This is a genomic window from Olleya sp. Ti.3.14 (assembly GCF_038154885.1).
Lineage (GTDB): Bacteria > Bacteroidota > Bacteroidia > Flavobacteriales > Flavobacteriaceae > Olleya.
In genome coordinates, this window is the sequence record NZ_JBAKAO010000002.1 from 137,054 (window position 1) to 162,296 (window position 25,243).

25 protein-coding genes and 1 pseudogene are annotated in these 25,243 nt (G+C 31.9%); 9 read left to right on the top strand and 17 right to left on the bottom strand.

The window, feature by feature from the left end:
* Positions 1-56: 56 nt before the first annotated feature.
* From V6251_RS04830 to V6251_RS04845, 4 genes are read left to right on the top strand one after another with little or no spacing between them, the layout of a single operon-like run.
* Positions 57-605 carry a hypothetical protein gene (locus tag V6251_RS04830; protein WP_341587262.1) on the top strand — a complete coding sequence of 183 codons (549 nt, stop codon included), beginning with the start codon at positions 57-59 and terminating at the stop codon, positions 603-605.
* Positions 606-613: 8 nt separating this feature from the next.
* The gene (locus tag V6251_RS04835; RefSeq protein WP_341587263.1) at positions 614-1,240 is read left to right on the top strand and encodes a hypothetical protein; all 627 of its coding nucleotides are present in this window, start codon (positions 614-616) and stop codon (positions 1,238-1,240) included.
* Positions 1,222-2,034 (top strand): sensor histidine kinase, encoded by an 813-nt coding sequence (locus V6251_RS04840; RefSeq protein WP_341587264.1) that lies wholly within the window; start codon positions 1,222-1,224, stop codon positions 2,032-2,034. Before V6251_RS04835 ends, V6251_RS04840 begins: the two co-directional genes overlap by 19 nt.
* The gene (locus tag V6251_RS04845) at positions 2,012-2,767 is read left to right on the top strand and encodes a LytR/AlgR family response regulator transcription factor (protein ID WP_341587265.1); all 756 of its coding nucleotides are present in this window, start codon (positions 2,012-2,014) and stop codon (positions 2,765-2,767) included. Before V6251_RS04840 ends, V6251_RS04845 begins: the two co-directional genes overlap by 23 nt.
* Before the next feature lie 4 nt (positions 2,768-2,771).
* Here the strand turns inward: V6251_RS04845 and V6251_RS04850 are convergent, their stop codons facing one another.
* From V6251_RS04850 to V6251_RS04870, 5 genes are all read right to left on the bottom strand, one after another.
* Positions 2,772-3,161: a plastocyanin/azurin family copper-binding protein gene (locus V6251_RS04850; protein WP_101202065.1), complete on the bottom strand. Its 390-nt coding sequence runs from the start codon at positions 3,159-3,161 to the stop codon at positions 2,772-2,774.
* Between the two features lie 33 nt (positions 3,162-3,194).
* On the bottom strand, positions 3,195-3,743 hold the full coding sequence (locus V6251_RS04855) for a carboxymuconolactone decarboxylase family protein (protein ID WP_101202064.1): 549 nt from the start codon (positions 3,741-3,743) through the stop codon (positions 3,195-3,197).
* A 26-nt stretch (positions 3,744-3,769) separates the two neighbouring features.
* Entirely contained in the window at positions 3,770-3,937 is a 168-nt protein-coding gene (locus V6251_RS04860; RefSeq protein WP_157814064.1) for a hypothetical protein, read from the bottom strand.
* 133 nt (positions 3,938-4,070) lie between these two features.
* Positions 4,071-4,898: a helix-turn-helix domain-containing protein gene (locus tag V6251_RS04865; RefSeq protein ID WP_090836650.1), complete on the bottom strand. Its 828-nt coding sequence runs from the start codon at positions 4,896-4,898 to the stop codon at positions 4,071-4,073.
* A 36-nt stretch (positions 4,899-4,934) separates the two neighbouring features.
* Positions 4,935-5,840, bottom strand: coding sequence for a histone deacetylase family protein (locus V6251_RS04870; RefSeq protein WP_341587266.1), 906 nt, complete (start codon positions 5,838-5,840; stop codon positions 4,935-4,937).
* A gap of 129 nt (positions 5,841-5,969) precedes the next feature.
* Here V6251_RS04870 and V6251_RS04875 point away from each other — a divergent pair, with 129 nt between their 5' ends.
* Positions 5,970-6,314 (top strand): hypothetical protein, encoded by a 345-nt coding sequence (locus V6251_RS04875; protein ID WP_341587267.1) that lies wholly within the window; start codon positions 5,970-5,972, stop codon positions 6,312-6,314.
* A 93-nt stretch (positions 6,315-6,407) separates the two neighbouring features.
* Entirely contained in the window at positions 6,408-6,908 is a 501-nt protein-coding gene (locus V6251_RS04880; RefSeq protein ID WP_341587268.1) for a hypothetical protein, read from the top strand.
* Between the two features lie 56 nt (positions 6,909-6,964).
* On the opposite strand, the gene V6251_RS04885 is transcribed toward V6251_RS04880, so the two are convergent.
* From V6251_RS04885 to metG, 5 genes and pseudogenes are all read right to left on the bottom strand, one after another.
* Positions 6,965-9,085 carry a Tex family protein gene (locus V6251_RS04885; protein WP_341587269.1) on the bottom strand — a complete coding sequence of 707 codons (2,121 nt, stop codon included), beginning with the start codon at positions 9,083-9,085 and terminating at the stop codon, positions 6,965-6,967.
* Between the two features lie 85 nt (positions 9,086-9,170).
* Entirely contained in the window at positions 9,171-9,878 is a 708-nt protein-coding gene (locus V6251_RS04890) for an OmpA family protein (protein WP_341587270.1), read from the bottom strand.
* A gap of 5 nt (positions 9,879-9,883) precedes the next feature.
* Entirely contained in the window at positions 9,884-10,354 is a 471-nt protein-coding gene (locus tag V6251_RS04895; RefSeq protein ID WP_292943365.1) for a lipocalin family protein, read from the bottom strand.
* A gap of 141 nt (positions 10,355-10,495) precedes the next feature.
* The gene (locus V6251_RS04900; RefSeq protein ID WP_341587271.1) at positions 10,496-11,923 is read right to left on the bottom strand and encodes a hypothetical protein; all 1,428 of its coding nucleotides are present in this window, start codon (positions 11,921-11,923) and stop codon (positions 10,496-10,498) included.
* Positions 11,924-11,950: 27 nt separating this feature from the next.
* Positions 11,951-14,044 (bottom strand): annotated as a pseudogene (gene metG, locus V6251_RS04905) (methionine--tRNA ligase); the annotation flags it as partial.
* Positions 14,045-14,071: 27 nt separating this feature from the next.
* On the opposite strand from metG, the gene V6251_RS04910 reads away from it, so the two are divergent.
* Together V6251_RS04910 and V6251_RS04915 are read left to right on the top strand one after the other, a co-directional pair.
* Positions 14,072-15,079 carry a S66 peptidase family protein gene (locus V6251_RS04910; RefSeq protein WP_341587272.1) on the top strand — a complete coding sequence of 336 codons (1,008 nt, stop codon included), beginning with the start codon at positions 14,072-14,074 and terminating at the stop codon, positions 15,077-15,079.
* A complete protein-coding gene (locus V6251_RS04915; protein WP_339808049.1) occupies positions 15,079-15,438 on the top strand; it encodes a YraN family protein in 360 nt (119 codons plus the stop codon). The genes V6251_RS04910 and V6251_RS04915 overlap by 1 nt, the downstream gene beginning before the upstream one ends.
* A gap of 69 nt (positions 15,439-15,507) precedes the next feature.
* Here the strand turns inward: V6251_RS04915 and V6251_RS04920 are convergent, their stop codons facing one another.
* Positions 15,508-16,854 (bottom strand): TlpA disulfide reductase family protein, encoded by a 1,347-nt coding sequence (locus V6251_RS04920; protein WP_341587273.1) that lies wholly within the window; start codon positions 16,852-16,854, stop codon positions 15,508-15,510.
* Positions 16,855-16,885: 31 nt separating this feature from the next.
* On the bottom strand, positions 16,886-20,224 hold the full coding sequence (gene mfd / locus V6251_RS04925; protein ID WP_341587274.1) for a transcription-repair coupling factor: 3,339 nt from the start codon (positions 20,222-20,224) through the stop codon (positions 16,886-16,888).
* Between the two features lie 265 nt (positions 20,225-20,489).
* Here mfd and V6251_RS04930 point away from each other — a divergent pair, with 265 nt between their 5' ends.
* Positions 20,490-20,921 carry a tellurite resistance TerB family protein gene (locus V6251_RS04930; RefSeq protein ID WP_145005756.1) on the top strand — a complete coding sequence of 144 codons (432 nt, stop codon included), beginning with the start codon at positions 20,490-20,492 and terminating at the stop codon, positions 20,919-20,921.
* 50 nt (positions 20,922-20,971) lie between these two features.
* Here the strand turns inward: V6251_RS04930 and V6251_RS04935 are convergent, their stop codons facing one another.
* Genes V6251_RS04935 through fbp form a run of 5 tightly spaced genes read right to left on the bottom strand, consistent with a single transcriptional unit; the run spans position 20,972 to position 25,232 of the window.
* Complete coding sequence (locus tag V6251_RS04935; RefSeq protein ID WP_341587275.1) at positions 20,972-22,492, bottom strand: ATP-binding protein; 1,521 nt, start codon at positions 22,490-22,492, stop codon at positions 20,972-20,974.
* 14 nt (positions 22,493-22,506) lie between these two features.
* The gene (locus V6251_RS04940; RefSeq protein ID WP_341587276.1) at positions 22,507-22,998 is read right to left on the bottom strand and encodes a Rab family GTPase; all 492 of its coding nucleotides are present in this window, start codon (positions 22,996-22,998) and stop codon (positions 22,507-22,509) included.
* Complete coding sequence (locus V6251_RS04945; RefSeq protein WP_292943391.1) at positions 22,985-23,803, bottom strand: cell envelope biogenesis protein OmpA; 819 nt, start codon at positions 23,801-23,803, stop codon at positions 22,985-22,987. The genes V6251_RS04940 and V6251_RS04945 overlap by 14 nt, the downstream gene beginning before the upstream one ends.
* 15 nt (positions 23,804-23,818) lie before the next feature.
* Positions 23,819-24,175: a fructose 1,6-bisphosphatase gene (locus V6251_RS04950; protein ID WP_341587277.1), complete on the bottom strand. Its 357-nt coding sequence runs from the start codon at positions 24,173-24,175 to the stop codon at positions 23,819-23,821.
* Between the two features lie 49 nt (positions 24,176-24,224).
* Complete coding sequence (gene fbp, locus V6251_RS04955; protein WP_145005771.1) at positions 24,225-25,232, bottom strand: class 1 fructose-bisphosphatase; 1,008 nt, start codon at positions 25,230-25,232, stop codon at positions 24,225-24,227.
* Between the last annotated feature and the right edge of the window lie 11 nt (positions 25,233-25,243).

The window sequence follows — 25,243 nt, forward strand, 5'->3', positions numbered from 1 at the left end:
ATTAAAAAGTAAAATACTAACTTAGTAATCTAGCTATTAATTTAAACCACCAACCAATGAAAAATTTAACATCAAAGTCATTACTAATCATTTGTTTAGTACTAGGGTTTTTACTCTTTCAAGAGTGTCAAAAAAACAACGATTCTTACAAAGAACCAATAGGTTTAATCTCATTAAAAAAAGCAGAAATGTATGAGAAAAACTATCTTGAAAATCAGTATAAATTTATAAACGAAAAATTAAATCAGCCATTAGTGGATACCATAGAAGGTGTCGACATGCAGGACAATAAATATATTAAAGACTCTAGAGCTATTCGTTTTAGTCTTGAAGAATTAGAAAACTACATAAAATACGTTAAAGCTTATACTGATAAAGAATATGCAAAAGACGAAATTAGTTTAAGAGTATATTTTGGAGCTAAAAATGTAAAATTTGAAAAAGATAAAGATAGCGTCATGCGATCAACCCTATTTTTTATTCCAACGGTTAAAGAAGTTACTAGAAACACTGAAGCTCCACATCAAAACATTAACCAGTTAAACCCACTTAACTATGGTAGTGCAGGAGATCCTGATAGTATAGAATATAAAACTAAAGGATAATCTAAATAATGCTTAGCCAAGATATTATATTAAGATTAATAATGTGGTTACCACAAATTGCAGCTTTTGTTTTTGCAATAGTAATGTGGCCAAAGTATAAAAATACTACACAACGTAATTTTATATACTTTTTAGGTTTTGTATTAATTATTGAGTGTTTAGGCTATCTATTACCAATTATATGTGATGTTAAAAGTGCCTATGTATATAATTGTTATACTATAATATCAGGATTGTTTTTACTTATTTGGTTTAAATCCATTTTACAAACAAAAAGACTGGTCATCGTCTTTATTTCTGTCTTTATTGTATCAATTGGTTATTGTCTGTTTTTTCAAGAGTTTGGTGTATTATGGAAAATCCCCTTAGTCGTTTTAGCAATTGCAATACTAATTTGTAGCACAGTATTTTTTTCTGATTTATTAGCCAAAAATGAGGTTGTCAATTTTAAAACCGATCAAAAATTTTGGATTGTTACAGGGTGTTTAGTGTTTTATATTGGCTATTTACCATTAGTATTGTTGCAAAAATATTTTGGGTTGTCAGGTATTTACTATCGTATTCCTATCACGATTAACATCAGTTTAATGTATGGATTTATAATAAAAAGCTTTTTATGTCTGAAAAAGAATTAATTTTCATAGCATTATTTTCAGTTGCTTTATTAGTGGTTTTATCACTAATATTTCTGTTTATGACGTTCAATAACCGTAAAAACAAACTCATCCAAGAACAATTAGAAACCAAACTAAACAATCAAAAACGACAACACGAGCTGGAACTTAATGCGCTTAGAGCACAAATGAATCCACATTTTGTACACAATTCGCTTAATGCCATTCAATATTATATTCAGCTAAACGAAGTTGAAAAAAGTGAAGATTACCTATCTAAATTTTCAAAATTAATGCGACAATTTTTTGAGTATTCTCGAAAAGAACGCATTTCGGTAGCGCATGAGATTTCGCTTTTAAAAAATTATTTAGATATAGAAAAGCTTCGTTTTGAAGACGATTTTGACTTTCAATTAAATATAGATAAAGCATTGGATACACAAGATTTATTTTTGCCTCCAATGATTTTACAACCTATTGTAGAAAACGCCATTAACCATGGTATCTTTCATAAAAAAGGAAAAGGAGAAGTTAGTATTGACTTTGTGAGCATCAATGATTATAGTTTTAAAGTTGAAATTACAGATGATGGAATAGGTATTAATAAGTCTAAACTTATGAATGCCAAAAAGAAACAAACGCATACAGAACATTCTAGTTTTGTGTTAGAAGAGCGTTTGACTTTACTAAAGGATAGTAAGCATTGGGATGTCGCGTTTACAATTCAGGATCGTGCAGATACATCCGATAAAACAGGAACCAAAGTCACCTTGATTTTTAAGGAAGGCTTAAATGAAGACGATTATGACCATTAAAACCATATTAATAGACGATGAGCGTAAAGCGTTAGCTATTTTAAAAAATAAGCTTCAACGTTTATGTCCTAATGTTCAAATAATAGCAGAAAGCCAAAGCCCAAAAGAAGGGATTGAGTTAATTAAAAGCCTAAAACCAGACTTGGTGTTTTTAGATATTGCAATGCCAGAATTAAGTGGGTTTGATGTATTAAAGCAATTTGAAAATCCTGATTTCGAAATCATTTTTGCAACAGCTTTTGATAATTATGCTATTGAAGCTATAAAGCATTGCGCTATTGGTTACTTGGTTAAGCCTGTTGATAATAAAGACCTGGTAGTAGCTGTGGCTAATGCCGAAAACAATATTGGTGATAAATCTGCGCTTCAAAAAAATAAACAGTTAATTGAAAACTTAGGTGTACAAACGTTTCAAAAAAAGAAAATTATAATTCCGTCTGTGGAAGGCTTAGAGTTTATTAAAATTGAAAACATTGTGCATTGCGAAGGCGAAGCGGGTTATACTAAAATTCATTTAAAAGAGGGTAAGCCATTATTAAGCTCCAATAGTATTGGGCATTTTAATAAATTATTAGAGCATAGCGACTTTTATTTAGTACATAAATCACATTTAATAAACTTAAGTTATATAGAAAAATACCTGAATGAAGGTTATGTAATCTTGACTGGAAATGCAAAAATTCCTGTCTCGCGTAATCGCAGACAGGAATTTTTAGATCAGCTTAAAAGCTGATATATTACTGTACAGTTAATGTGTACTGTGGTGTTTTATTTAATGGACAAAAGTATGTGTATTCTCCTTTTGCTAATGTTGTTGCGCTAGACGTTTGCGTTTCTCCATCCTTAACAACACTAGTTACGTAAGCAGTTTTAATGTGGTTTTCTGGGTTAGAAGCATCAGCACCTTTTTTAATTAGTACAAATCCAACATCTGTTCCAACCGCGTTATTTGCTATTTCGAAAATATAAGTCCCTTCACTTATAGTTAATCCTTTTTGAGTAAACTCACCCGTAGTTTGCTCTAATGCTACTGTTTTTACAGCATCATGTTTCATCATTTTGTCTTGTGCATTAACAGATACTAAAAGTGTTAATGTCATTACTAAAGTTGCGATTAATTTTTTCATTGTTATTTATTTTTAAGGTTTATAATTAATTAATTAAGATATTACTGTTTCTAATGGTTGTGCTACTGGAAAATCTACAGGGACTTGTGTTGTATTATGGATGTAGTTAGAGATTGTTTTATCACCAACTAAAGCAATAACATCAATTAAGTTTCCGTGGTTATAACCAGCGTCTAAGAAGTTGTTTAAAATTGTAGCGTCTGTTTTTCCTCTGGTTTCTGTAATGTTTTTAGCTAAAGCAGCTAAAGCATTAAATTTAGTATCAAAAGAGGCTTTTCCTGCTCTTAATTCTAAAATTTGGTCGTCTGTAAAACCATTCATTTTACCAATTGCAGTGTGTGCAGATAAACAGTAAATGCAACTGTTTACTTCACTTACAGCAAGGTTTACTACTTCTTTTTCTTTAGCTTTTAAAGAGGTTTTTGCATTTGCAAAATTCAAGTAGTTTTCTAAAGCAGTTTCGCTATTAGCATACGTTGCATATAAATTAGGAACAAATCCTACAGCTTTTTCTAATTGGTCAAAAATAGCTTGATTGGTTGCGTTTACTTCGTCTCTTTTAAGTGCTTTAATAGGTGTCATAATCTTATGTTTTTAATGTTGTGTTTTTATATAATTGAGTTGTCAATAATTCCTTTGTTGATTTCTGCATCACAATAGTAATCGTGTAATTGTTTATGCTCACAATGTTCTTGTGGATTGATAGATTTGGTTAGCTTTCTTTTTGCTTTTGTAAAGATTTCAATTAGATTGAATATAGATATGGTCGTTTTCATAATGCTCTTGTTTTTATATTACAGTGCAAAGATGCGACGCGAAAGCGGGTTTTAAAACGACGATATTACCTTAGTAATTGTCGATTTTTCCCAAATTGTATTTTTGTGAAGAAATAAAGGCCTTAAATAAAGTTTATAAACCCTTTTTAAAGTCAGAAAGGGTAATGCTAGTTTGTTTTTTAAACAATCTGCTTAAGTGTGAAGCATCCTCAAAACCAATATCGTAAGCAATTTGCTTAGCAGTTTTGTCAGTATACATTAATTGTCGTTTGGTTTCTAATACTAAACGCTCATGAATAATTTTTAAAGGACTTTGTCCCGATTTAGCAAAGCTATTGGATAGCGTTTTTGGAGACTTAAATAATTTTTCTGCGTAAAAACTAACTTGATGGGCTTCTTTAAAATGGGTTTCTACTAATAAGTTATACTGTCTTAATGTTTCGTCAGTAGCTTTATTAAGTGGTGCAGATGGTGTTTCATTTTTAAGTAAACGTGTGGTCTTTATTATAAATCGTGCTAATAACATTCTAAGCATTTCGGCCTGAATAGTATCTTCTGTTTCAATTTCATCTAAAAACATATCATGGAGCACATTAAATTTGTGTTGCTCATTTTCGTTTAAAGAAATCACCGGAATAGTATCATTCCCAAAAAATAAAACACCAGCACAACCCACTTCTTTGTCATGGTCTTTTATGCAATAAAACTCTTGGTTAAATTGATAGACTACGCTATCGTCCCCATCAATGTATTTAAAATTTTGGATAGGCGTTAAGGATAATATTTGATGCGGTTTTAAAACCAAAGGGACACCATCCACTTCTGCAGTAATGGTATTACTACCAGTAAGAATAAAGGTATAAAGCCCAATTTGCTTTGAGGTTGTAAATTGTTTTAAAAGACTTTGGTCAGAGATTTTTAATGTTCCGTTAGTGGAAAACTCTGTAAATGTTTTTAGCATAAGTATATAGTCTGATAAAGTAAGGCTACATTACATTTAAAAATAAATTTCTTGAGCCAATCTAAACGTATTGGCATGTGCCTCTACAATGGTTTTAATGTCTGGACTATAACCGCCGCCCATACTACACATAACTGGTATGTTGTTAGCTTTACAGGTTTCTAAAACAAATTGATCACGAGTTTTACAACCATCTACCGTCAATCCAAGTTTACCTAATTTATCAGTAGCAATTACATCTACACCACATAAATAGTATATAAAATCGGGTTGGAAATTTTTAATTAGTTTGGGTAATGTGTCCTGTAAAATAGAAAGATATTCCGTGTCTCCAACATTATTTTCTAAAGCAATATCTAAATCACTTTGTTCTTTTTTAAATGGATAATTATGTTTTCCATGCATTGAAAAAGTAAACACTGATGGGTCATCCATAAATATTTGTGCAGTTCCGTTACCTTGATGCACGTCTAGATCTACAATTAAAATACGTTTAGCTAATCCTTCTTTTTGAAGAAATCTGGCGCCAATGGCTTGATCATTTAACATGCAAAAGGCTTCTCCGCGATTAGTATAGGCATGATGTGTTCCGCCAGCAATATTCATAGCAATACCATTTTTTATTGCATATTTACTTGCTTTTATGGTACCATCTGCAATCACAATTTCACGTTCAATTAAAACCTCACTCAACGGAAACCCAATTTTACGCGCAGCACGCTGATCCAATGTAATATTAAGCAAATCGTAAAAATACTCGGGATCATGTACTGCTAATATTGGTGCTTCATTTAGCATTCTATTAGGTTCAAAAAAATTATCCAAAGTACAAGTGCCTTCATGGATTAATTGTTCAGGAAGCAACTCGTATTTTAACATAGGAAAACGATGTCCTTCAGGCAATGGATGACAATAAATAGGATGATAAGCTATTTTTAGCATAGGTAGATTAACGGTTCAAGTTTTAAATTTAAGACTAACTCTTTTCAAAAAAAAATTATCGAAGTTTTATAATTTAGTATCTTCTTAACAACTTATCATATACCTTTGTGCTTCAAATTAAAGTATAACATGGCAAGACTTAACTTTTTAGTTATTTCTCTTTTAATTGGGTTGTCTACCTGCTTCACTTCTGAGGTTGAGGTCGCTGCGGTCGTGCAAAATACTTTTCCACAACACACAGTACAGTCTAGTGCAGCCTTACACTCTCAAGGTATAATTGTTGATTCTCAAATTGATCTTACAGTTAACGTACAGCCAGAAGACAACATTACATTTTTTAAGCAATTTGCTGTTGTAAATGCAGTTAGTAAAGAGCAGCAAGAAAATTTCTTGGTGTATCAAAAAACTAGCAAGTCTATTGATGTTGGACTGTCTAAAACACAAATTATTTACCCTTTTCATTGGTTTACGTAAACGCAATTCGTTTTTATTAACTATTGCAACGCTAGTCTTTTACGTAAAGATTTAGTGTTGATTTATTATATATTAAATCAAAATATTAAAACAATGAAAATTTCATTCACACTACTAGCTATACTAGTAACATTAAGCGTATTCGTACCTTTTTTTATATTCATCTTTAAAGGTTTAAATAACACTACAAAAACAAAGCATAAAGCAGAAAATCTACTAAAATCTAATGGGTTTAAGTACAATCTAAAAGAGGTTTGGAACAATAAATTTATCGGTTTAACCGAAGATAAAAAAGTACTATCCTATGTCGCTTTTAAGCCAGACGAAAACCAAGTGTATAATTTTGAGCTATCCGAAATCAAGTCATGCGAAGTCATTTCCGATTATAAAAAAGACATAGATAAAGTAACAAGATTAAAGCATTTAGATTTAAAAATCTGGTTTTATACAGCTAACAAAGAAGCTGTAGTTATTAGCTTTTTTGATACAGATGAAGCCTTTACAGAAGATTATGAAGCACGAAGAATAGAAAACTGGAAAGACATTATTGATAATAACTTAAAGGTTACAGTCAATGCTAAAATGGCATCTTAACGTATTAAATTAGTCTTATTAAAAGCATCAATCTATAAGCTAGATTGACGCTTTTTTTATTTATGTAGTTTTAACTGTATGCGTTTACGCGGCACATCTACTTCTAAAACTTTAACAATTACTTGTTGGTGTAAATGGACATGCTCATTAACATCTTTTACAAAACTGTCGGATAGGTTAGAGACATGTATTAAACCACTTTCTTTAATTCCGACATCTACAAAACACCCAAAATTAGTAATGTTATTGACTATTCCTGGTAATAGTTGTCCAGCAACTAAATCGGTTATTGTTTTAATGTTTTGATTAAAAGTAAATACTTTAGCCTCTTCTCTAATGTCTAATCCTGGCTTTTCAAGTTCTTTAATAATATCTTCTAAGGTTAATAAACCAACAGTATCAGTACAATATTTTTTTAAATCTATTTTTTTAAGTAACTCTTGATTGCTAATCAAATCATTTAAAGTGACCTTTAAATCTTTGGCCATTTTTTCGACTATATTATAACTTTCAGGATGCACTGCCGAGTCGTCTAACGGATTTTTGGCCTCTCTAATTCTTAAAAAAGCAGCGCCTTGTTCAAACGCTTTTCCGCCTAAACGGGGTACTTTTTTTATCGCATTTCGGCTAGTAAAAACACCGTGCTCATTTCTGTAGTTAAAGATGTTTTCGGCTAACTTTGGACCAATACCAGAGACATAGCTTAGTAAAGATGTACTGGCAGTATTGATGTTTACACCAACACTATTTACGCAGTTTTCTACCACAACATCTAGTTCTTTCTGTAGTTTGCTTTGATCCACATCATGTTGGTATTGTCCAACACCAATAGACTTAGCGTCAATTTTCACTAATTCTGCTAAAGGGTCTTGCAGGCGTCGTCCAATGGAGACACTTCCTCTAACAGTGACATCGTAGTTTGGAAACTCGTCTCTTGCAATTTTTGAAGCAGAGTAAATACTCGCTCCAGCTTCGCTAACCACAAAGACTTGTATGTCATTTTTAAATTTTATTTTTTTAACTAACGCTTCCGTTTCTCTGGATGCTGTTCCATTACCAATAGCAATAGCTTCAATGTTGTAAGCTTCCGTTAAAGTGGATAGCTTTTTTATGGCACCAATGCTATCACTTTTTGGAGGATGCGGATATATGTTTTCGTTATGTAATAAAACCCCTTGTGCATCTAAGCAGACTATTTTACAGCCTGATCTAAAACCTGGATCAATCGCTAATACTCGTTTTTCGCCTAAAGGCGAACCCAATAATAGTTGTTTTAAGTTTTTTGCAAATACCGAAATAGCAGATTCATCCGCCTTCTCTTTCGCTTTTTGTAACGCTTCATTGCTTAAAGACGGGAATAATAGTCGTTTGTAAGCGTCGCTAATGGCTAGCTCAATCTGATCTGCGCAGGCATTTTCGCTTTTAATAATTCGTCTATCAATATTTTCTAACGCCTTTATTTTATCTATTTCAATTTTTACTCGAATAAACCCTTCTTTTTCAGCTCTTAAAATGGCTAATAATCTGTGCGAAGGGATGCGACTTAATGCCTCTTCCCATTCAAAGTAGTCTCTAAATTTTTGAGCATTTTCGTCCTCTTTTTTCGTTTTTACCACTTTCGTGGAAATCATAGCATGACGCTCCAATTGGTTACGTAAATTATTACGAATATCTGTTCGCTCGTTAATCCACTCTGCAATAATATGTCTTGCACCTTCCAAAGCATCATCAATCGTTTTGACGTCTCCTTTCACGTATTTAAATGCGATAGATTCCACATCGTTTGCATTTTGAGACATGATAACTTTAGCTAAAGGTTCTAATCCATTTTTTCTTGCAGTTTCTGCCTTAGTTTTTCTGCTTTTTTTAAACGGTAAGTATAAATCTTCAAGCGTTGTTAAGTCATTACAAGCTTTGACCTTGACTTGTAAAGGATCAGTTAAAACACCTTGCTCTTCAAGTGCTTTTAATATTGCTGTTTTTCGTTTGTCTAAAGCTTCAAATTCATCTTTAAATTTAACGATATCTCCAATTTGAACTTCATCCAAATTACCTGTTGCTTCTTTTCTATATCTGGATATAAAAGGAATAGTTGCGTCTTGATTTAGTAAATCAATGGTGTTTTTTACCGATGTTTCAGGAAGTTTTGTTTTGGAAATTATATAGTTTAAAAGCATAAAAAAAGACCTTATTTTTTTAGTAAATAAGGTCTTGTAATATATTTAACTCTGATTAATTTTCCGAGTAAAATCCTAAAGAATTCTAGTTTTCTCCAGATTGCATTTTAGCATCATTAATCATTTTTTCGTTTGGTAAAATGGCTACGTTTACACGTCTGTTTTTTGCTCTACCTTCTGCAGTGGTATTATCGTTAGTTGGTTGTGTTTCTCCAAACCAATTAGTAGTAAATCTGCTGCTGCTTAATCCTTGATTTGTAAGGTAGTTGGTTACAGCATACGCTCTGTTTTTGGATAGTGTCAAGTTGTTTTCTTCACTACCAACACTATCTGTATGACCAACAACTAAGATGTTAGTATCAGGATACTCTTTAAATACAGCTACAAGTTTGTTAAGTGTCTCTTGCGACGCACCATTAACATTATATTTTGCTGTGTCAAAATACACACCACTATTTTCGTCAAATGTTACAACAATACCTTCGTCTACACGCTCCACTGTTGCTCCTGGAATTTCTTCCTCAATTTTTTGTGCTTGTTTATCCATTTTGTTTCCAATAAGGATTCCGGCTCCACCACCAACAACTCCACCAATAACAGCACCTAATTCTCCGTTACCACCTTTGCCAACATTGTTACCAATTATGGCTCCTAAAATGGCTCCTCCAGTAGCACCAATGACACCACCTTTTTGTTTATTATTTGCATTTTTTACACTGCTACAATTAGTAAAGCTAAAAGCCATAGCAACTGTTAATGCACTTATTGATATTTTTTTTAATATAGATTTCATAGTTTTTATAATTTAGAAAAGTTCATGTTAATTGTAAATGGTTTACCATCAACTGTAAGGGTTTGTTCCCATCTCATGTTAGTTTCTGATAATTGGGCTAATTTTAATCTAAACCCTTGATTGGTTTCACTTTTCCCTTTAGCATCGGTTGGCTTTAATAAGAAGTTGTATAACCCTGTAGTTTCGTCTACCTCCTGAATAGTAAAGTTAAAGTTTCTTTCTCCTGTATTACAATTTGGAGTGTTTATGGTATAAATACCTGTATTATTATTTGGTATAAACTGCCAAGTACTTTGCTCAAAACATTCCTTAGATGTGTCATTTAATAATGATACATTATAAGTGCCTGATTGATTGTAATTAATGGTGTTTAAAACCCATTGACCTTTAATGGTTTTTTCTGATTGTCTTACTGTTTTTGAAGATCCACAGCTAAATAGTAGACTTAAAAACAAAACGGTTATTATTTGCTTCATGATTGTTTAATTTATTTTATACAAAGGTGCAACACTAATGTTAATGTTGTATTACAAGATTATTATCTTAGGTTATATAATTACCATTTTTAAAATTGTAATTGCTAAGGTAGAGAAGGTGTATGCTTGCGATTAGAAGAATTAATTGTCAAATTTAGTAAGCGTATATTCTCCAGTCCTTTTATTATAGTTTCCTAAAAAGTAGCTAGATTGATACTTAAATAAGGTTTGCAAATGTGCATTATTGTACGTTCTATTAGCGTCTTGAAAGTTTTTGATTTGATCAAATTCGTTTAACGGAATGTCACCTGTTTTGTGATTTAAATCGTTGTCAAATAAACAGCTTATTCTAGTAGATTTTGTTCGAGTGTAGCTATTAAAGCTGTCTAATATTAGACCATATGCAATTACACCAAAAGCGCCAAAATTGACCATTGCAAAACCTCCTCTATCTATTTCTACACTAGCTCCTAATGTTATAATTAAGTCTTCATTTTTTGAATAAGCAGTAATACCTATTTTAGACTGTGTTATTTTTCTTAAAAATTTAGAGGTTTTTTCTAGTTCTCTGTAATCATCAAATGCACCACCTTCCTGAATTATTGGTGTGTTTTTAAACGTGATTTCTTCTTTGGCGTTAATATTAAACGTTTTTATTAATCCAAAATCATCTAAATTATAAGCACTAAAACTTAAGTGATCTAATGTAGAATAAATGGTTAACAGTTTATCTTTATGAATAAAGGAATTAGAATTTGCGCCATGATGATTATTAGTATAACCTGTATTGATAATGCTATTAAAGCTATAAGAGTCACTTTCTAGATCTAAACTAATAACGTAAGTATACTTGTTAAAAAGATTATTGGTAATTGTAAGTTTATTATTGTCTACATATAATTTTGTAAACGCATTAGTTTGCTCTAAACTGTTGGGAACATTACTATTAACAACCTCAATAGCTGCGTAGTTCGGATTACCAAATAGCAAAGGATATAATGGGTAATCTCTGTCAATGTTATTAACTATTGCTTGCGATGATAAATCGTAATTGGTTGTCTTAATAAGACCCTTATCAGTTAATGTTCTAGATATTAAAACATCTTCTTTCCTACTAACAGATAAAATATGAAGCTTATTTTTTAAGACTAGATATTCGACTATTTTTTCTTTTTTAAATTCAATGTTTAAGTCTTCTGTTATTTTAAAATTTCCTGTTTTAAAACTTAACGAAACCGAACTAAAATGAGATTTGTTATTATTACTAAAAAACAGCGTATAAGTCTCTAGGTCATATATTGCACCAATTAAAATCTTACCCTTTTTAGGAATGATTACATTATTTATTGAGCCGATTAATTGTTTATTTTGATCATGAAGATTTCCAAAAATCACCTTTCTGTTTGTGAAAAACATGGCGATTTGGTTATTGTCTTCATTAACAACAGGAATAACGTCCTTAGGGTACAGTTGTTTTGTTTCTTCTTCAATATTAAATCCAACCCATTCTTCTTGAGCAGAAGTTAAGGTGCTAAAAACAAATGTAAATAGTATTAAGGCGTACTTCATAAACTTTTTTTACAATAATAATTTTGGTTAACTAATATGTAATCCATTACTAACATTAGCATCATCGGGATTTACAAATACTAATTTGCCTTCCGCATTTTCTGTCATTAAAATCATACCTTGACTCTCTACACCACGTAATGCTCTTGGTGCTAAATTAACTAAAACAGTCACTTTTTTACCAACAACTTCTTCTGCAGTAAAGCTTTCTGCTATTCCAGAGACTATTGTGCGTATATCAATACCTGTATCCACTTTTAAGATTAAAAGTTTTTTAGCTTTAGGCATTTTTGTAGCTTCTAAAATGGTTCCAACACGTATATCTAACTTAGTAAAATCATCAAAAGTGATTTCATCTTTTTGAGGCTCTACTACTTTATTAGCAGCTTCATTAGCTTTTTTACTTGCTTCTAGCTTATCTATTTGCTTTTGGATTGTTTCGTCTTCTATTTTACTAAATAACAATTCACCTTTACCTATTTGGTGCAAAGCAGGAAGTAATGTGTCTTTAGTCGATATATCGTTCCAAGAGTTTTCTGTTGTATTAAGAATGTTTTTTAATTTGGTAGAAGTAAATGGTAAAAACGGTTCTGATAATGTTGCTAAAGCGCTTGCTATTTGCAATGCGACAAACATAATTGTTTTGGTTCTAGCTTCATCTGTTTTAACTAGTTTCCAAGGTTCTTCATCTGCTAAATATTTGTTTCCAAGTCTTGCTAGGTTCATTAACTCCTGACCAGCTTCTCTAAAGCGGTAACGCTCTAAAGAGCTTTCAATAACTGCAGGATATGCTTTGACAGTAGCTAAAGTTTCTTCGTCTATAGCAGAAAAATCAGATGGTGTCGGTACAACACCTTCGTAGTACTTATTAGTTAAAACTACAACGCGATTAATAAAGTTTCCAAAGATTGCTACTAGCTCGTTATTGTTTCTTGCCTGAAAATCTTTCCAAGTAAAATCATTGTCTTTAGTTTCTGGCGCATTAGCAGTTAAAGCATAACGTAACACATCCTGTTGGTTAGGAAAATCTTGTAAATAATCTGGCAACCAAACAGCCCAATTTTTAGAAGTCGATAGTTTGTTGCCTTCTAAGTTTAAAAACTCGTTAGCTGGAACATTATCAGGCAAAATATAGCTGCCTTCTGCTTTAAGCATAGCAGGAAATATTATACAATGAAATACTATATTATCCTTACCAATAAAGTGTACTAATTTAGTGTCTTCATCCTTCCAGTATGGTTCCCAATCTTTACCTTCTCTTGCTGCCCATTCTTTGGTTGATGATATGTAACCAATTGGTGCATCAAACCATACGTAAAGCACTTTGCCTTCTCCTCCAGGAACAGGAACCGGAATTCCCCAATCTAAATCTCTAGTTACAGCACGAGGTCTTAATCCATCATCAATCCAAGATTTAACTTGACCATAAACGTTAGGTTTCCAGTCTTTTTTGTGACCTTCCAATATCCATTTACGTAAAAAAGCTTCGTGTTTATTTAAAGGTAAAAACCAATGTTTTGTTTCTTTTAAAGTGGGAACATTACCAGTTATTGCCGATTTAGGATTAATTAAATCTGTTGCATTATGTGACGTTCCACATTTTTCGCATTGGTCACCATAACTTTCTTCGTTACCACATTTTGGACACGTACCAATTACAAAACGGTCTGCTAAAAATTGGTTAGCTTCTGCATCATATAGTTGTTCTGACACTTCTTCAACAAATTCATTTTTATCGTATAAAGTTTTAAAAAACTCAGAAGCAGTATCGTGGTGAATTTTTGCTGAAGTACGTGAGTAGTTATCAAACGTAATTCCAAATTCTTCAAAAGAATCTTTAATTATTTTATGATAGCGATCTACAATTTCCTGAGGTGTAACCCCTTCCTTTTTTGCTTTAATAGTAATTGGCACACCATGCTCATCACTACCGCAAATAAAGGCTACATCGTTACCAGTTAGTCTTTTATATCTAGCGTAAATATCTGCTGGAACATAAACACCTGCTAAATGTCCAATATGTATTGGTCCATTAGTATAAGGTAATGCTGCAGTAATTGTATATCTTTTTGACATCTTTGTTATCTTTTGAAGGTGTAAAAATACGTAATTTGATAGCCATTTAGAAAAAAAATGTAATTTTACATTATGTCAAAAAAGAGATTATTATTGTTAGTGTGTTGTGCTGTTTTTTTCTTAGGAAATACAACAGGATTTGCGCAAAATAAAACCGAAACTAAATTGATACAGCCACCATATTTAAAAGCAGGAGATACTGTTGCTATTGTTGCGCCTTCTGGTGTTTTGAAAAATAGATTTGATGAAGTAAATCGTGCGAAGCAGCTTTTAGAAAGTTGGAAGTTACATGTCGTTATTGGTAAGCATGTTTTTAATCAGGCAAACCACTTTGCAGGTACAGATCAAGAGCGTTGCGAAGACTTTCAGATGGCCTTAGACGATCCTAAAATTAAGGCTATATGGTCTGCTCGTGGTGGTTACGGAACCGTTAGGATTTTGGATAGCTTAGATTATACCAAATTTTTAAAGCAGCCTAAATGGATTATTGGTTACAGTGATATTACAGCGTTACATAACCAAATACATAATTTAGGAGTGCAATCACTACATGCAATAATGGGAGTAAGTTTACCTGAAAATTTAGAGGACATTGCAGATAGTATTGCAACTTTTAAAAATACGCTTTTTGGACAACCTTTACGTTATGCTTTAAAGGGATCAAAATATAATAAATCTGGAGATGCTAATGGTGTTTTAGTAGGTGGAAACCTAACAATTTTACACACTATGTTAGGCTCTAAAGATAGTATAGATACGGATGGTAAAATTTTATTTATTGAAGAAATAGGAGAGTACAAGTATCATATAGATCGTATGTTACAAAGTTTAAAACGTGCTGGTTATTTTGATAATTGTAAAGGTGTTATCGTTGGTGACATGAGCAGAATGCGAAAAAACACAACATTATGGGGAACTTCAATTGAGCAATTAATTTTGGATGCGTTGTCTGATTATAATTTTCCTATTGCGTTTAATATGCCTGCAGGACATGAAAAAGATAACAGAGCTTTAATTTTAGGACGTCAAGTAGTATTAAAAGTAGATAAAAGTAAATCGACTTTAATTTTTGAAGAATAATGGCTAGTCATAATGAACTTGGTAAAAAAGGAGAGCAACTAGCTGTAGATTTTTTAATTGAAAACAAGTACGATATAATAGAACAAAATTATCGTTTTGATAAAGCTGAGGTAGATATTATTGCTCAAAAAGCTGATGTTTTAGCCATAATTGAAGTCAAAACAAGGTCCACAGATACTTTTGGAAATCCTCAAGACTTTGTAAAACCAAAACAAATCCAACGTTTAGTAAAAGCTGTGGATGAGTATGTTACGGTAAATGGATTGGATGTTGAAGTCCGTTTTGACATTATCGCAATAGTCAAACAGAATAATCAATTTAATATCAAACATTTAGAAAATGCCTTTTATCATTTTTAATTTGTCGTGATTGCTATAAAAAAGGTGTGCTAATAAAATCAGTACCTTGATGTTTAACTTTTTAGTTACCTATTCTTCTTTTTTTGGTTGAGTTAGTGTTTTAAAATAAGCTTCAAACGCTTTAAAATCGTATGGTTTTTTGATTATTTTTTTATCACTATCTAAAACAAAATAACTTGGTGTAGATTTTACGTTATAGTTGTTTCCAATCTCATTATCCCATTTTCCTATACCAAAAACATGGTAAAACTCAGGATAGTCATAGGTCATGTCTTTCCATCTGTAACGGTCTTCATCTAAAGCAATCGCAATAACCTTTAATTGTTTATTGTCTAAAGTTTTTACATACTTACGTAATTCTGGAATCTCTTCTAAACAGTGTGAGCATGTTGTGCTCCAAAACACGATTAGGTAATTATTAGACTCATCTAATTGATATAGGTTTTTTACAGTTGCCTCGCCTTCTTCATCATAGATTACTATTTCAAAATCTTGTCCAATATTACCAACAGATGCATTTTTAAAATAAGTTAAATCTTCTATCAATTGCGTGTCGTTTTCCGCCTTAGCTAAAGCTAATAAGTGGGTGTCCGTAATATGGTTAGCAACAGGTTCAACTTCTTCTAAAGCAAATTGATTCCATAAAATTTCTAACATTACTTTTTTAATCTTAGGATTGTTACCAATAGCTTTTACTACAGTGTCTATGTTATTTTTGTAGGAAGTAAGTTGGTCATTGCTATCACTAAAATTAAATACATAATTTAATGTTGCTTCAATTAAAAAGTTTGAATTTTGAAGTACTGGATTTCCAAAATTGATATGTTTAAAGTAGCTGGTTTTAGCATTTTCTGTAAACGTTTTGGCGTCAATTAAATTTTCAGGAATGTAAGGTTGGCTGGCAGTTATAAAATTAAGCACTAATTTACCTTCCGACGCCTTTTCAAACTCTGACTGCGTTGTTTTTAAGATGTCAATTATGTTTTTAAAATCTTTTTCTTTTTTACCTCCAGAAGAATAAAAAGCATTTAGGCTCTGTCCAATCATAGACATGCTATTATTGTAAGAAATCCAAAGTTTGTTTTCTTCGGAAGTTACAAATTCTAGACCTTTTTCTAAATCAAAGGTTAACTCAATATCCTCGTTGTTATACAAAAAATCGAAGTTATATTCGTCTTGTGGTTGTGCATAAACAATACGATACGTGCCAGGAGCTTGTGTTTTTTTAAGATTAAAAATAAAGCTTCCGTCTGCTGCAATATCTGCATTGTCTACAAAAATTGAAGTGTCTGCAGTAACTTGGTATAGAAATGCAAATTTAAATTGATCTGCTGGAGTAAAAGTTCCTTTAATTGTGTTTTGAGCCATCAAAAAGATTGGTAATATGGCAAATAAAAACAGTATTTTTTTATTCATTTTTTGTGATTTTCTTTTATAATTTCAAAAACTATTCCAATATTGGTTGTAAGGCAATTAAAGCTTTTTTAACCGTTTTTATATTGTCAAAGGTAAGTAATAAACGTAAGCCATTTCTGGTTTGTTTTTCTTTCATTTTACAAGCCTGAGGATGTGTTTGTACATACTGTAGTAATTTTGTAAAATTTGGACTTTGGTAAAAACTGCTTTGTTGATCATTAATAAAATAACAAATTAGCTTTCCTTGTTTCATTATTACTTTTTCAATACCTAATTTGGTAGCTACCCATTTGATGCGTACGCTATTTATTAAATCCACAACCTGTGTTGGTAACTCTCCAAAACGATCAATAAGTTGTGCTTCAAATTCGGTTAATTCAGCTTCGGTTTTAAAATTGTTTAATTGGGTGTAAAGACTTAATCTTTCGGCAATATTGTTAACATAGTCGTCAGGGAATAAAAGTTCCATGTCTGTGTCAATAGTAATGTCTTTAACGTATTCTTTATTTTCTAAAGGTTCATCATATAACTCTTTAAACTCATTTTCTTTAAGTTCTTCAATTGCTTCATTTAGTATTTTTTGATAGGTGTCAAAACCAATTTCATTTATAAATCCGCTTTGTTCACCTCCTAATAAATCTCCTGCTCCTCTTATTTCAAGGTCTTTCATAGCAATATTAAAACCACTACCTAACTCAGTAAACTGCTCTAAAGCTTGTATGCGTTTTCTGGCATCGTCTGTCATTGCAGAGTATTCTGGAGTTATAAAATAACAAAATGCTTTTTTATTACTACGTCCAACACGACCACGCATTTGATGCAAATCACTTAATCCAAAATTATTAGCGTTGTTAATAAAAATGGTGTTGGCATTTGGTACATCCAAACCGCTTTCAATAATTGTTGTACTGACAAGCACGTCAAATTCGCCATCCATAAAACCAAGCATCAAGCTTTCTAGTTTTTTACCTTCAAGTTGTCCATGACCAATACCTATTTTAGCATCAGGTACAAGTCTTTGGATCATACCAGCAACTTCTTTAATGTTTTCTATACGGTTGTGAATAAAAAAGATTTGTCCACCACGTTCTATCTCGTAGCTTACAGCATCTCTAATAGACTCCTCTGTAAATCTAATCACGTTACTTTCTATTGGATAACGATTAGGTGGAGGTGTAGTAATGACTGATAAATCTCTTGCTGCCATTAAACTAAATTGCAACGTCCTAGGTATTGGAGTTGCTGTTAACGTTAATACATCTACATTATCCTTTAAAGTTTTTAATTTTTCTTTTACAGCAACACCAAATTTTTGTTCTTCGTCAACAATAAGCAATCCTAGATCTTTAAACTTAACATTTTTACTTGCTAGTTGATGCGTGCCTATAATGATATCAACGTGACCTTTTTCTAATTTTTCTAAGGTTTCCTTTTTTTGTTTTGCAGTCCTAAAACGGTTAACGTAATCTACAGTTACCGGAAAGTCTTTTAAACGTTCTGTAAAGGTTTTATGGTGTTGAAAGGCTAATACTGTTGTTGGTACTAAAACTGCAACTTGTTTACCATTATCCACTGCTTTAAAAGCTGCACGAATGGCTACTTCGGTTTTACCAAAACCAACATCTCCACATATTAAACGGTCCATTGGACGCTCGCTTTCCATGTCTGCTTTTATATCTGCAGTTGCAGTAATTTGATCAGGTGTGTCTTCGTATAAAAAAGAAGCCTCTAGCTCGTGTTGTAAATAGCTGTCAGGTTTGTATTGGTATCCTTTTTCTAGCTTACGTTTTGCATATAATTTTATTAGGTTGAAAGCAACGTGCTTAACCCTAGATTTAGTTTTTTCTTTAAGAACTTTCCAAGCTTTACTTCCTAATTTGTATACTTTGGGAGGTTTACCATCTTTACCATTAAACTTAGTTATTTTGTGTAATGAGTGAATGCTTAGATATAGGACATCACGTTCTCCATACACTAATTTAATAGCTTCTTGTTTTTTACCTTCGACATCTATTTTTTGAAGTCCTCCAAATTTTCCTATTCCATGATCAATGTGGGTTACATAATCACCAATGTCAAGGTTTGTAAGCTCTTTTAAGGTTATGGCTTGCTTTTTAGCATATCCATTTTTAAGATGAAATTTATGATAACGTTCAAAAATCTGGTGATCTGTATAAACGACTATTTTAAGGTCGTGATCTATAAATCCTTGGTACAGTGATTGGGTAATGGTTTGGTAATGGACGTCTTGTTCAACATCGTCAAATATATCATGAAAACGTTTTGCTTGTTGCTCACTGACACAAGCTATATAGTTTGTGTAATCGTTATTATGATTACTATTTAGGTTATCTATTAATAAGTTAAACTGTTTATTAAATGTAGGTTGCGGTGTGGTATTATGTTGTATGACTTGTGTTGCACTAAAAATTGAGTCTGTACCAAGTTCTACGATGTTAAAATCTAATAGTTGTTTTTTTAGCTCGGCAGCATTACAAAATAATTCTAGTGGTTCTGCGTGTTTAATGTCTTTGTTTAATTTAACAAAAGCAGCAATTGCTTTGTCAAAAAAATCGTCCACACGATCAAAGGTTAAGTCAAAATTTTTGCCAAAAACGACTGTTTTTTGAGCAATGTATTTTAAAAAACTTTGTCTGGACTCGTCCATTAATTTATTAGCAACATTTGGTATGATACTAATTTTTTTAATTTGCTCTGTAGATAATTGTGTTTCTACATCAAAAGTCCTGATACTATCTACTTCGTCTCCAAAAAACTCGATTCGGTAGGGTTCGTCATGACTAAATGAAAACACATCTACAATTCCTCCACGTACTGAAAACTCTCCAGGTTCTGTTACAAAATCAACACGTTTAAATTTATACTCAAATAGGACTTCGTTAACAAAGTCTATTGATAGGTTATCATTAACGGTTATTTTAAGTGTATTACGCTCTAGCTCTTTTCTGGTGACTACTTTTTCAAACAGTGCGTCAGGATAGGTAACTATTATAGCGGGTTTTTTACGTGAGTTAATACGGTTTAAAACTTCGGCACGTAGAAGTACGTTTGCGTTATCAGTTTCTTCTATTTGATAGGGTCTACGATAGCTTCCTGGATAAAATAGGACGTCTGTTTTGTTAATGAGTTGTTCTAAATCGTTTAGGTAAAAAGCTGCTTCTTCTTTGTCATTAAAAATAAGTAAAAAGGGTAGCTGTGTTTGTTTAAAAGATTGTGCTACAACGTAGGATAATGATGAGCCTACAAGTCCTTTTAAATGTGTTTTACTTTGGGTTTGGGCAATAGCAGTTTGCAGTTTTTGCAATTGCAAAGACTGTAAATAGGTTTGCGAGATTAAGGTTTTACTCACTATAAATTTAGTTTGTGCAAATATAAGCAATGCATAAATTATTAGCTTTTAGATTTACAAAATTTAACTTTTTAGAAATATCCATGGGTAGATGCGTTAAGGATGGAGTGGTTTGTCTGAGCTCCTCGCAGAGAGCGAGCCACGAGAGCCTGGTTTTTTACACCTATTAAAGGGTGTAAAATAAACGCCCAAAAAAATAGAAACTTTTAATTTTAAAAGGTGTACGGTTTGACTATATTTGTAGTCTAAAATTAAACAAAAAAGTATGTCATTTTCAGATTTATTCGATAGTGGATTTAAAAAGCGTAATGAGGATCATTTTGCTGCAATTGTACGTGTAGCAATGAGTGATGGTGTGATTAGTGAGTCAGAAAAAGCGTTTTTAGATCGTTTAGCACGTAATTTAGATATTAGTGAAGGCGAGTATAAGCAGATATTAATTGATTATAAAGAGCATCCAATTAACCCTCCAACATCTTATGACCAACGTTTAGAGCGTCTGTATGATTTGTCAAGAATGGTTTGGGCTGATCATATTGAAGGTCCTAAGCAAACAGCTGTATTGGAGCGTTTATGTGTTGGTTTAGGTTTTAAATCTAGCAATGCTAAATATATTACGCATAAGGCTTTAGAGTTAGTGCATGAAGGTGTTGATTTAGATACTTTTGCTGAAGAAATTAAAACGATGAACAGATAATCCTGTTTGATAACTATAAAAAAAAGCGAACTTTAAAGTTCGCTTTTTTTTTATTTTAAATATTCTTCTATTTTGGTAATTAAGGCGTTTTCGTCAAATGGTTTTTGGATAACATCGTTAATTCCTGCTTTTTTATAGCGTTTTAAATCGTCTTTCATAACACGAGCGGTTAGCGCTATTACTGGGATTTTTTTATGTTCGCGTTCTGGCATTTTTCTAATTAGTTTGGTAATCTCGTCACCATAACTATTAGGTAATTTTATATCCATAAGTATTAGGTCAAACTCAGAGTTTTCTATTCTTGGAATAACGTCTTCTCCTTTTGTTACTATGTCTAAAAAGTAATTACCTCTAGAGGCTAATATTTTTAGTATGGATAATTGAGTAATTTCTGAATCTTCAACTAATAAAATACTGTATTTTTTATTTGATCGTGGTGAAGTTACAGCGTCTTTCTTTTTAGTTTTTATTTTATGGTTTTTATCTAAGCTAAAATTGATATTGGTAGAAAACGTGCTACCTTCCCCTTCTGTACTGTCTACGCTAATTTTGCTATGTGTTAAGCTTACTAAATGCTTGGCAATTGCTAATCCTAATCCTGCACCTTTGTAGGCTTGAGAGTTATTTAATTGTGTAAAACTTGTGAAGACATCTTCTATTTTGTCTTGAGGGATTCCTATTCCTGTATCTATTATTTGGAAGTGTATGCTTGCTTTTTGAGCTCTGATTTGGTTTAAAGACGCATTAAAGGTAATGGTACCTTCTTCTGTAAATTTTATAGCGTTTTCTAGAAGGTTGCTTAATACCTGTCTTAATCTTAAAGGGTCACCACCAACAACTTCTGGTAGGTTATCATTAAAATTAGTGATTAACTCTAATCCTTTTTGTTGTGCTTTAATTTCAAAAATACTTTTTATGTCTTCTAGTAATTGTCTAATATCAAAAGGACTAATAACAAGGTCTAACTTACCTGCTTCAATTTTAGAGATGTCTAAAATATCTTCTATTAATTGTTTTAGGTAAGTAGATGACGAGTCTATTACTTTTAAGTAATTTAATTGCTCGTCATTTAAATTGGTCTTTTTTAATATATCAGAAAACGTTAAGATTCCTGTTAAAGGGTCTCTTAACTCATGACTAAAGTTTGCAATAAATGCATTTTTAAAGGCTTCTTTTTCTTGTAGGTATTCGTTTTTTAACTCTAAAATTTGAGAGTTTATAACAGACTCATTTCTAACCTGAGCTGTTGTTTGGTAATTTTCATAATGCGTAGTAAGATCCAAAACAGCTACTAAAGGCGGTTGTTTACCGTCAAAAGTTTTTACAATAATGTCTGTTATTATAGTTTGGTTTTCAGGATTTGTTAAATGAATACAAGAAAATACGTGTCTTTGGTTTGGTTCTAGAAGTGTACTATGTATACTTTCAAAAAAAGGATGAATTGTGGAAATGTTTTTTCCAACGACCTTAGTAAATATAACATCGTCAGACTCTAATATTTTACCATCTAAGTCTACAACTATGTATTGATTTGTGGATTGCGAATATTCTTTTTTGTATTGTTCTAGCATTATTTTTTCGCTTGTTAAATTACAGCTTCTGCTAAATTAATAAAAACATCGTCAACGTTAGTACCAGCTTTTGCACTTGTATAAAAATCGACAAAGCGTCCAAAAACATCTTTGTTCTGTTTAATAAACTCGTTAGTAACCAAATCTTTTTTGTTACCAATAACTTTAATTGGTGTTTTTGGGTAGCGGTCTTTGATGTAATCTAAATCAGCTTCTATGTTTTGATAGGTTGCAGGTCTAGTCATGTCAAAAACATATAAAAAACCATTGGTACCTATAAGGTATGATGGTCTAGTATTTGTGATATCATCGTTTCCTTCTAAGTCCCAAATAACAAGCGTTATATCTTTATCTGTTTTTGGTATTGATACTTCTTTTTTTAAAATGTGTACACCAATAGTTACTTTGTAGTCTTCTGTAAATGTGTTTTCTACAAATCGTCTTATTAAAGAGGATTTACCAACACCAAAGTGGCCTATTAAAACTATTTTTTTAGATATTTTCATTGTCAAAGTAATCTTTTAGTTTAGTGTTAAAAATATCACTGTTTTCTAAATCTGTTTTGTTTATTATGTTTTGTGCAAAGTCTAGAAGTTTGTCTTCAAGTTTGCTTCTAAAGGTAGCTGTAAATGCACCTGAAATTACAACAGCAATATAATAATTAGAAAAATTTTGAAGATGAATGTGGTAGTTTTCATATTCTATATATTCTAAATTTTGAATTTGAGTTGTAAAGGCATCTTGCGCAAAACTTTTTATGGCTGTTAACATACCAGCAACCGTGTCTTGGTCTATTCCTTGGGTTTTTGAGTATTCTGATACAATTAGTCCAGAGCCACTTTCAATAACCATTATTTGCTCTATCTTAGATTTAAATTGATCGTGAATAATCATATCTCCTTCTGATACTCCTGATTTTTTTGATCTAAATTTTCTTTTTATCGAAGCCCAAGAAAAGGTGTTGTTTAAGCTTTTATTTATGTTTTCAGATAGGATTTGTATTTCTTTCTGTACATATTTTTTAATCATTTTACCCATTATTGGGTATAAGGCTTCAACTACTGCATCCTGAGAGTTTTTAATTTCTTCTTGTAACGTTTGCGTAATTGTTGGTCCTAATGTTTTTGGCATTTCCTTGATAAACGCTTCTAGTTTATCTTCTAGAATAGGGTCTATATGTTTAGATAAATTATTTTGCTTGTTAATTAAATCTTCAAGTTTTTTAAGCTTTTCTTCAATTGACAAGGCGTACTCATGCTCATCTTTAAGCAAGATGTCCTTAAGGATTTTTAATTTATCTTCTTGGTTCATGCGGAAGTCAATTTGTTATTGACTTATTTTTTCGCCTAATTTGGTAAATAGTTCACCTAAAAGTTTACGATCCACTTTTTTCTCGTTTAAATCGTCAACTTTATCTTCTAAATTGTTTTCTAGCTCTGTAATTCTAATATTAATATCAGTGCTTAGATTATCAATGTTTTGAAGTAACTCAGACTTAACTTCGTCCATCAAAGCTTCTAATTCTTTTTTCTTAGCAAGGATATCATTTTTTAGTGTTTCAAACTCACTATCGTAAGCTTGCATGTTTTCACCAAAAATAAGTTGCTTAATCGCATCTATTTTTGAAGTTGCTTCAGAAGATGCTTGCATGTTGTCTTCGTTGATTTTGTCTGTATTTGCCATCAGGATAATTTATGTTTCAAAAGTAGCAAAAAAATAAACACAATGTTAATTAATCAGCGTTTTGCATGAATTCTTCAGCTTTAAGTACCATGTTTTTGCTTCCGCAGAAAAAAGGAACGCGTTGGTGTAGTGCTGTTGGCTCAATATCCATAATTCTGTTGTAACCATTACTTGCCTTTCCGTTAGCTTGTTCTGCTAAAAAAGCCATAGGATTACATTCATACAATAATCTTAATTTACCGTCTTCATTTTTTGAGCTTTTAGGATACATATAAATACCTCCTTTAATCATGTTTCTATGAAAGTCAGAAACCAATGACCCAATGTACCTAGATGTATAAGGTCTATCTCCTTCTTCCATTTGACAGTATTTAATATAGTTTTTTACACCCTGTGGGAAGTGTGTATAATTACCTTCGTTTACAGAGTATATGTTTCCGTTTTCCGGAAACTGCATATCTGGATGTGATAAATAAAAAGTACCGATTGCTGGATTTAATGTAAACCCATTAACACCATGACCAGTGGTGTATACTAGCATTGTAGATGTACCATAAACCACATATCCTGCAGCAACTTGTTGGTTTCCTGGTTGTAAAAAATCTTCGATAGTTACAGGTGTTCCAACTGGCGTAACACGTCTATAAATTGAAAAAATAGTTCCTACAGACACGTTAACATCAATATTAGAAGAGCCATCTAAAGGGTCAATTAATACAATGTATTTATTTTGATTGTTATCATCTTGACTATTTATTGTAATAAAATCATCTTCTTCTTCACTTGCAATACCACATACAATATTACGATTTGTAAGGGTTTGGATAAATTTATCATTGGCATAGACATCTAGCTTTTGCTGGTCCTCACCTTGTATGTTTGTATCTCCTGCAGCACCAATAATATCTACAAGTCCAGCTTTGTTAACTTCATGGTTTACAACCTTGGCAGCAAGACGTATAGAGTTTATTAATCTAGAGAGTTCTCCGGATGTGTATTTAAACGAAGCTTGGTTTTCAATAATAAATTCTCCTAACGTTTGATTTTTTTTAGACATGTGTTTAGATG

Coding starts and splice junctions, on each gene's coding strand:
- V6251_RS04855 (WP_101202064.1), bottom strand. CDS start 3,743: ATGACACCTATTAAAGCACTTAAAAGAGACGAAGTAAACGCAACCAAT.
- V6251_RS04835 (WP_341587263.1), top strand. CDS start 614: ATGCTTAGCCAAGATATTATATTAAGATTAATAATGTGGTTACCACAA.
- V6251_RS04830 (WP_341587262.1), top strand. CDS start 57: ATGAAAAATTTAACATCAAAGTCATTACTAATCATTTGTTTAGTACTA.
- V6251_RS04900 (WP_341587271.1), bottom strand. CDS start 11,923: ATGAAGTACGCCTTAATACTATTTACATTTGTTTTTAGCACCTTAACT.
- V6251_RS04945 (WP_292943391.1), bottom strand. CDS start 23,803: ATGAACCAAGAAGATAAATTAAAAATCCTTAAGGACATCTTGCTTAAA.
- V6251_RS04880 (WP_341587268.1), top strand. CDS start 6,408: ATGAAAATTTCATTCACACTACTAGCTATACTAGTAACATTAAGCGTA.
- V6251_RS04930 (WP_145005756.1), top strand. CDS start 20,490: ATGTCATTTTCAGATTTATTCGATAGTGGATTTAAAAAGCGTAATGAG.
- V6251_RS04915 (WP_339808049.1), top strand. CDS start 15,079: ATGGCTAGTCATAATGAACTTGGTAAAAAAGGAGAGCAACTAGCTGTA.
- V6251_RS04910 (WP_341587272.1), top strand. CDS start 14,072: ATGTCAAAAAAGAGATTATTATTGTTAGTGTGTTGTGCTGTTTTTTTC.
- V6251_RS04940 (WP_341587276.1), bottom strand. CDS start 22,998: ATGAAAATATCTAAAAAAATAGTTTTAATAGGCCACTTTGGTGTTGGT.
- V6251_RS04890 (WP_341587270.1), bottom strand. CDS start 9,878: ATGAAATCTATATTAAAAAAAATATCAATAAGTGCATTAACAGTTGCT.
- V6251_RS04845 (WP_341587265.1), top strand. CDS start 2,012: ATGAAGACGATTATGACCATTAAAACCATATTAATAGACGATGAGCGT.
- V6251_RS04935 (WP_341587275.1), bottom strand. CDS start 22,492: ATGCTAGAACAATACAAAAAAGAATATTCGCAATCCACAAATCAATAC.
- V6251_RS04875 (WP_341587267.1), top strand. CDS start 5,970: ATGGCAAGACTTAACTTTTTAGTTATTTCTCTTTTAATTGGGTTGTCT.
- V6251_RS04950 (WP_341587277.1), bottom strand. CDS start 24,175: ATGGCAAATACAGACAAAATCAACGAAGACAACATGCAAGCATCTTCT.
- V6251_RS04865 (WP_090836650.1), bottom strand. CDS start 4,898: ATGCTAAAAACATTTACAGAGTTTTCCACTAACGGAACATTAAAAATC.
- V6251_RS04840 (WP_341587264.1), top strand. CDS start 1,222: ATGTCTGAAAAAGAATTAATTTTCATAGCATTATTTTCAGTTGCTTTA.
- V6251_RS04860 (WP_157814064.1), bottom strand. CDS start 3,937: ATGAAAACGACCATATCTATATTCAATCTAATTGAAATCTTTACAAAA.
- V6251_RS04850 (WP_101202065.1), bottom strand. CDS start 3,161: ATGAAAAAATTAATCGCAACTTTAGTAATGACATTAACACTTTTAGTA.
- V6251_RS04920 (WP_341587273.1), bottom strand. CDS start 16,854: ATGAATAAAAAAATACTGTTTTTATTTGCCATATTACCAATCTTTTTG.
- V6251_RS04895 (WP_292943365.1), bottom strand. CDS start 10,354: ATGAAGCAAATAATAACCGTTTTGTTTTTAAGTCTACTATTTAGCTGT.
- V6251_RS04885 (WP_341587269.1), bottom strand. CDS start 9,085: ATGCTTTTAAACTATATAATTTCCAAAACAAAACTTCCTGAAACATCG.
- fbp (WP_145005771.1), bottom strand. CDS start 25,232: ATGTCTAAAAAAAATCAAACGTTAGGAGAATTTATTATTGAAAACCAA.
- V6251_RS04870 (WP_341587266.1), bottom strand. CDS start 5,840: ATGCTAAAAATAGCTTATCATCCTATTTATTGTCATCCATTGCCTGAA.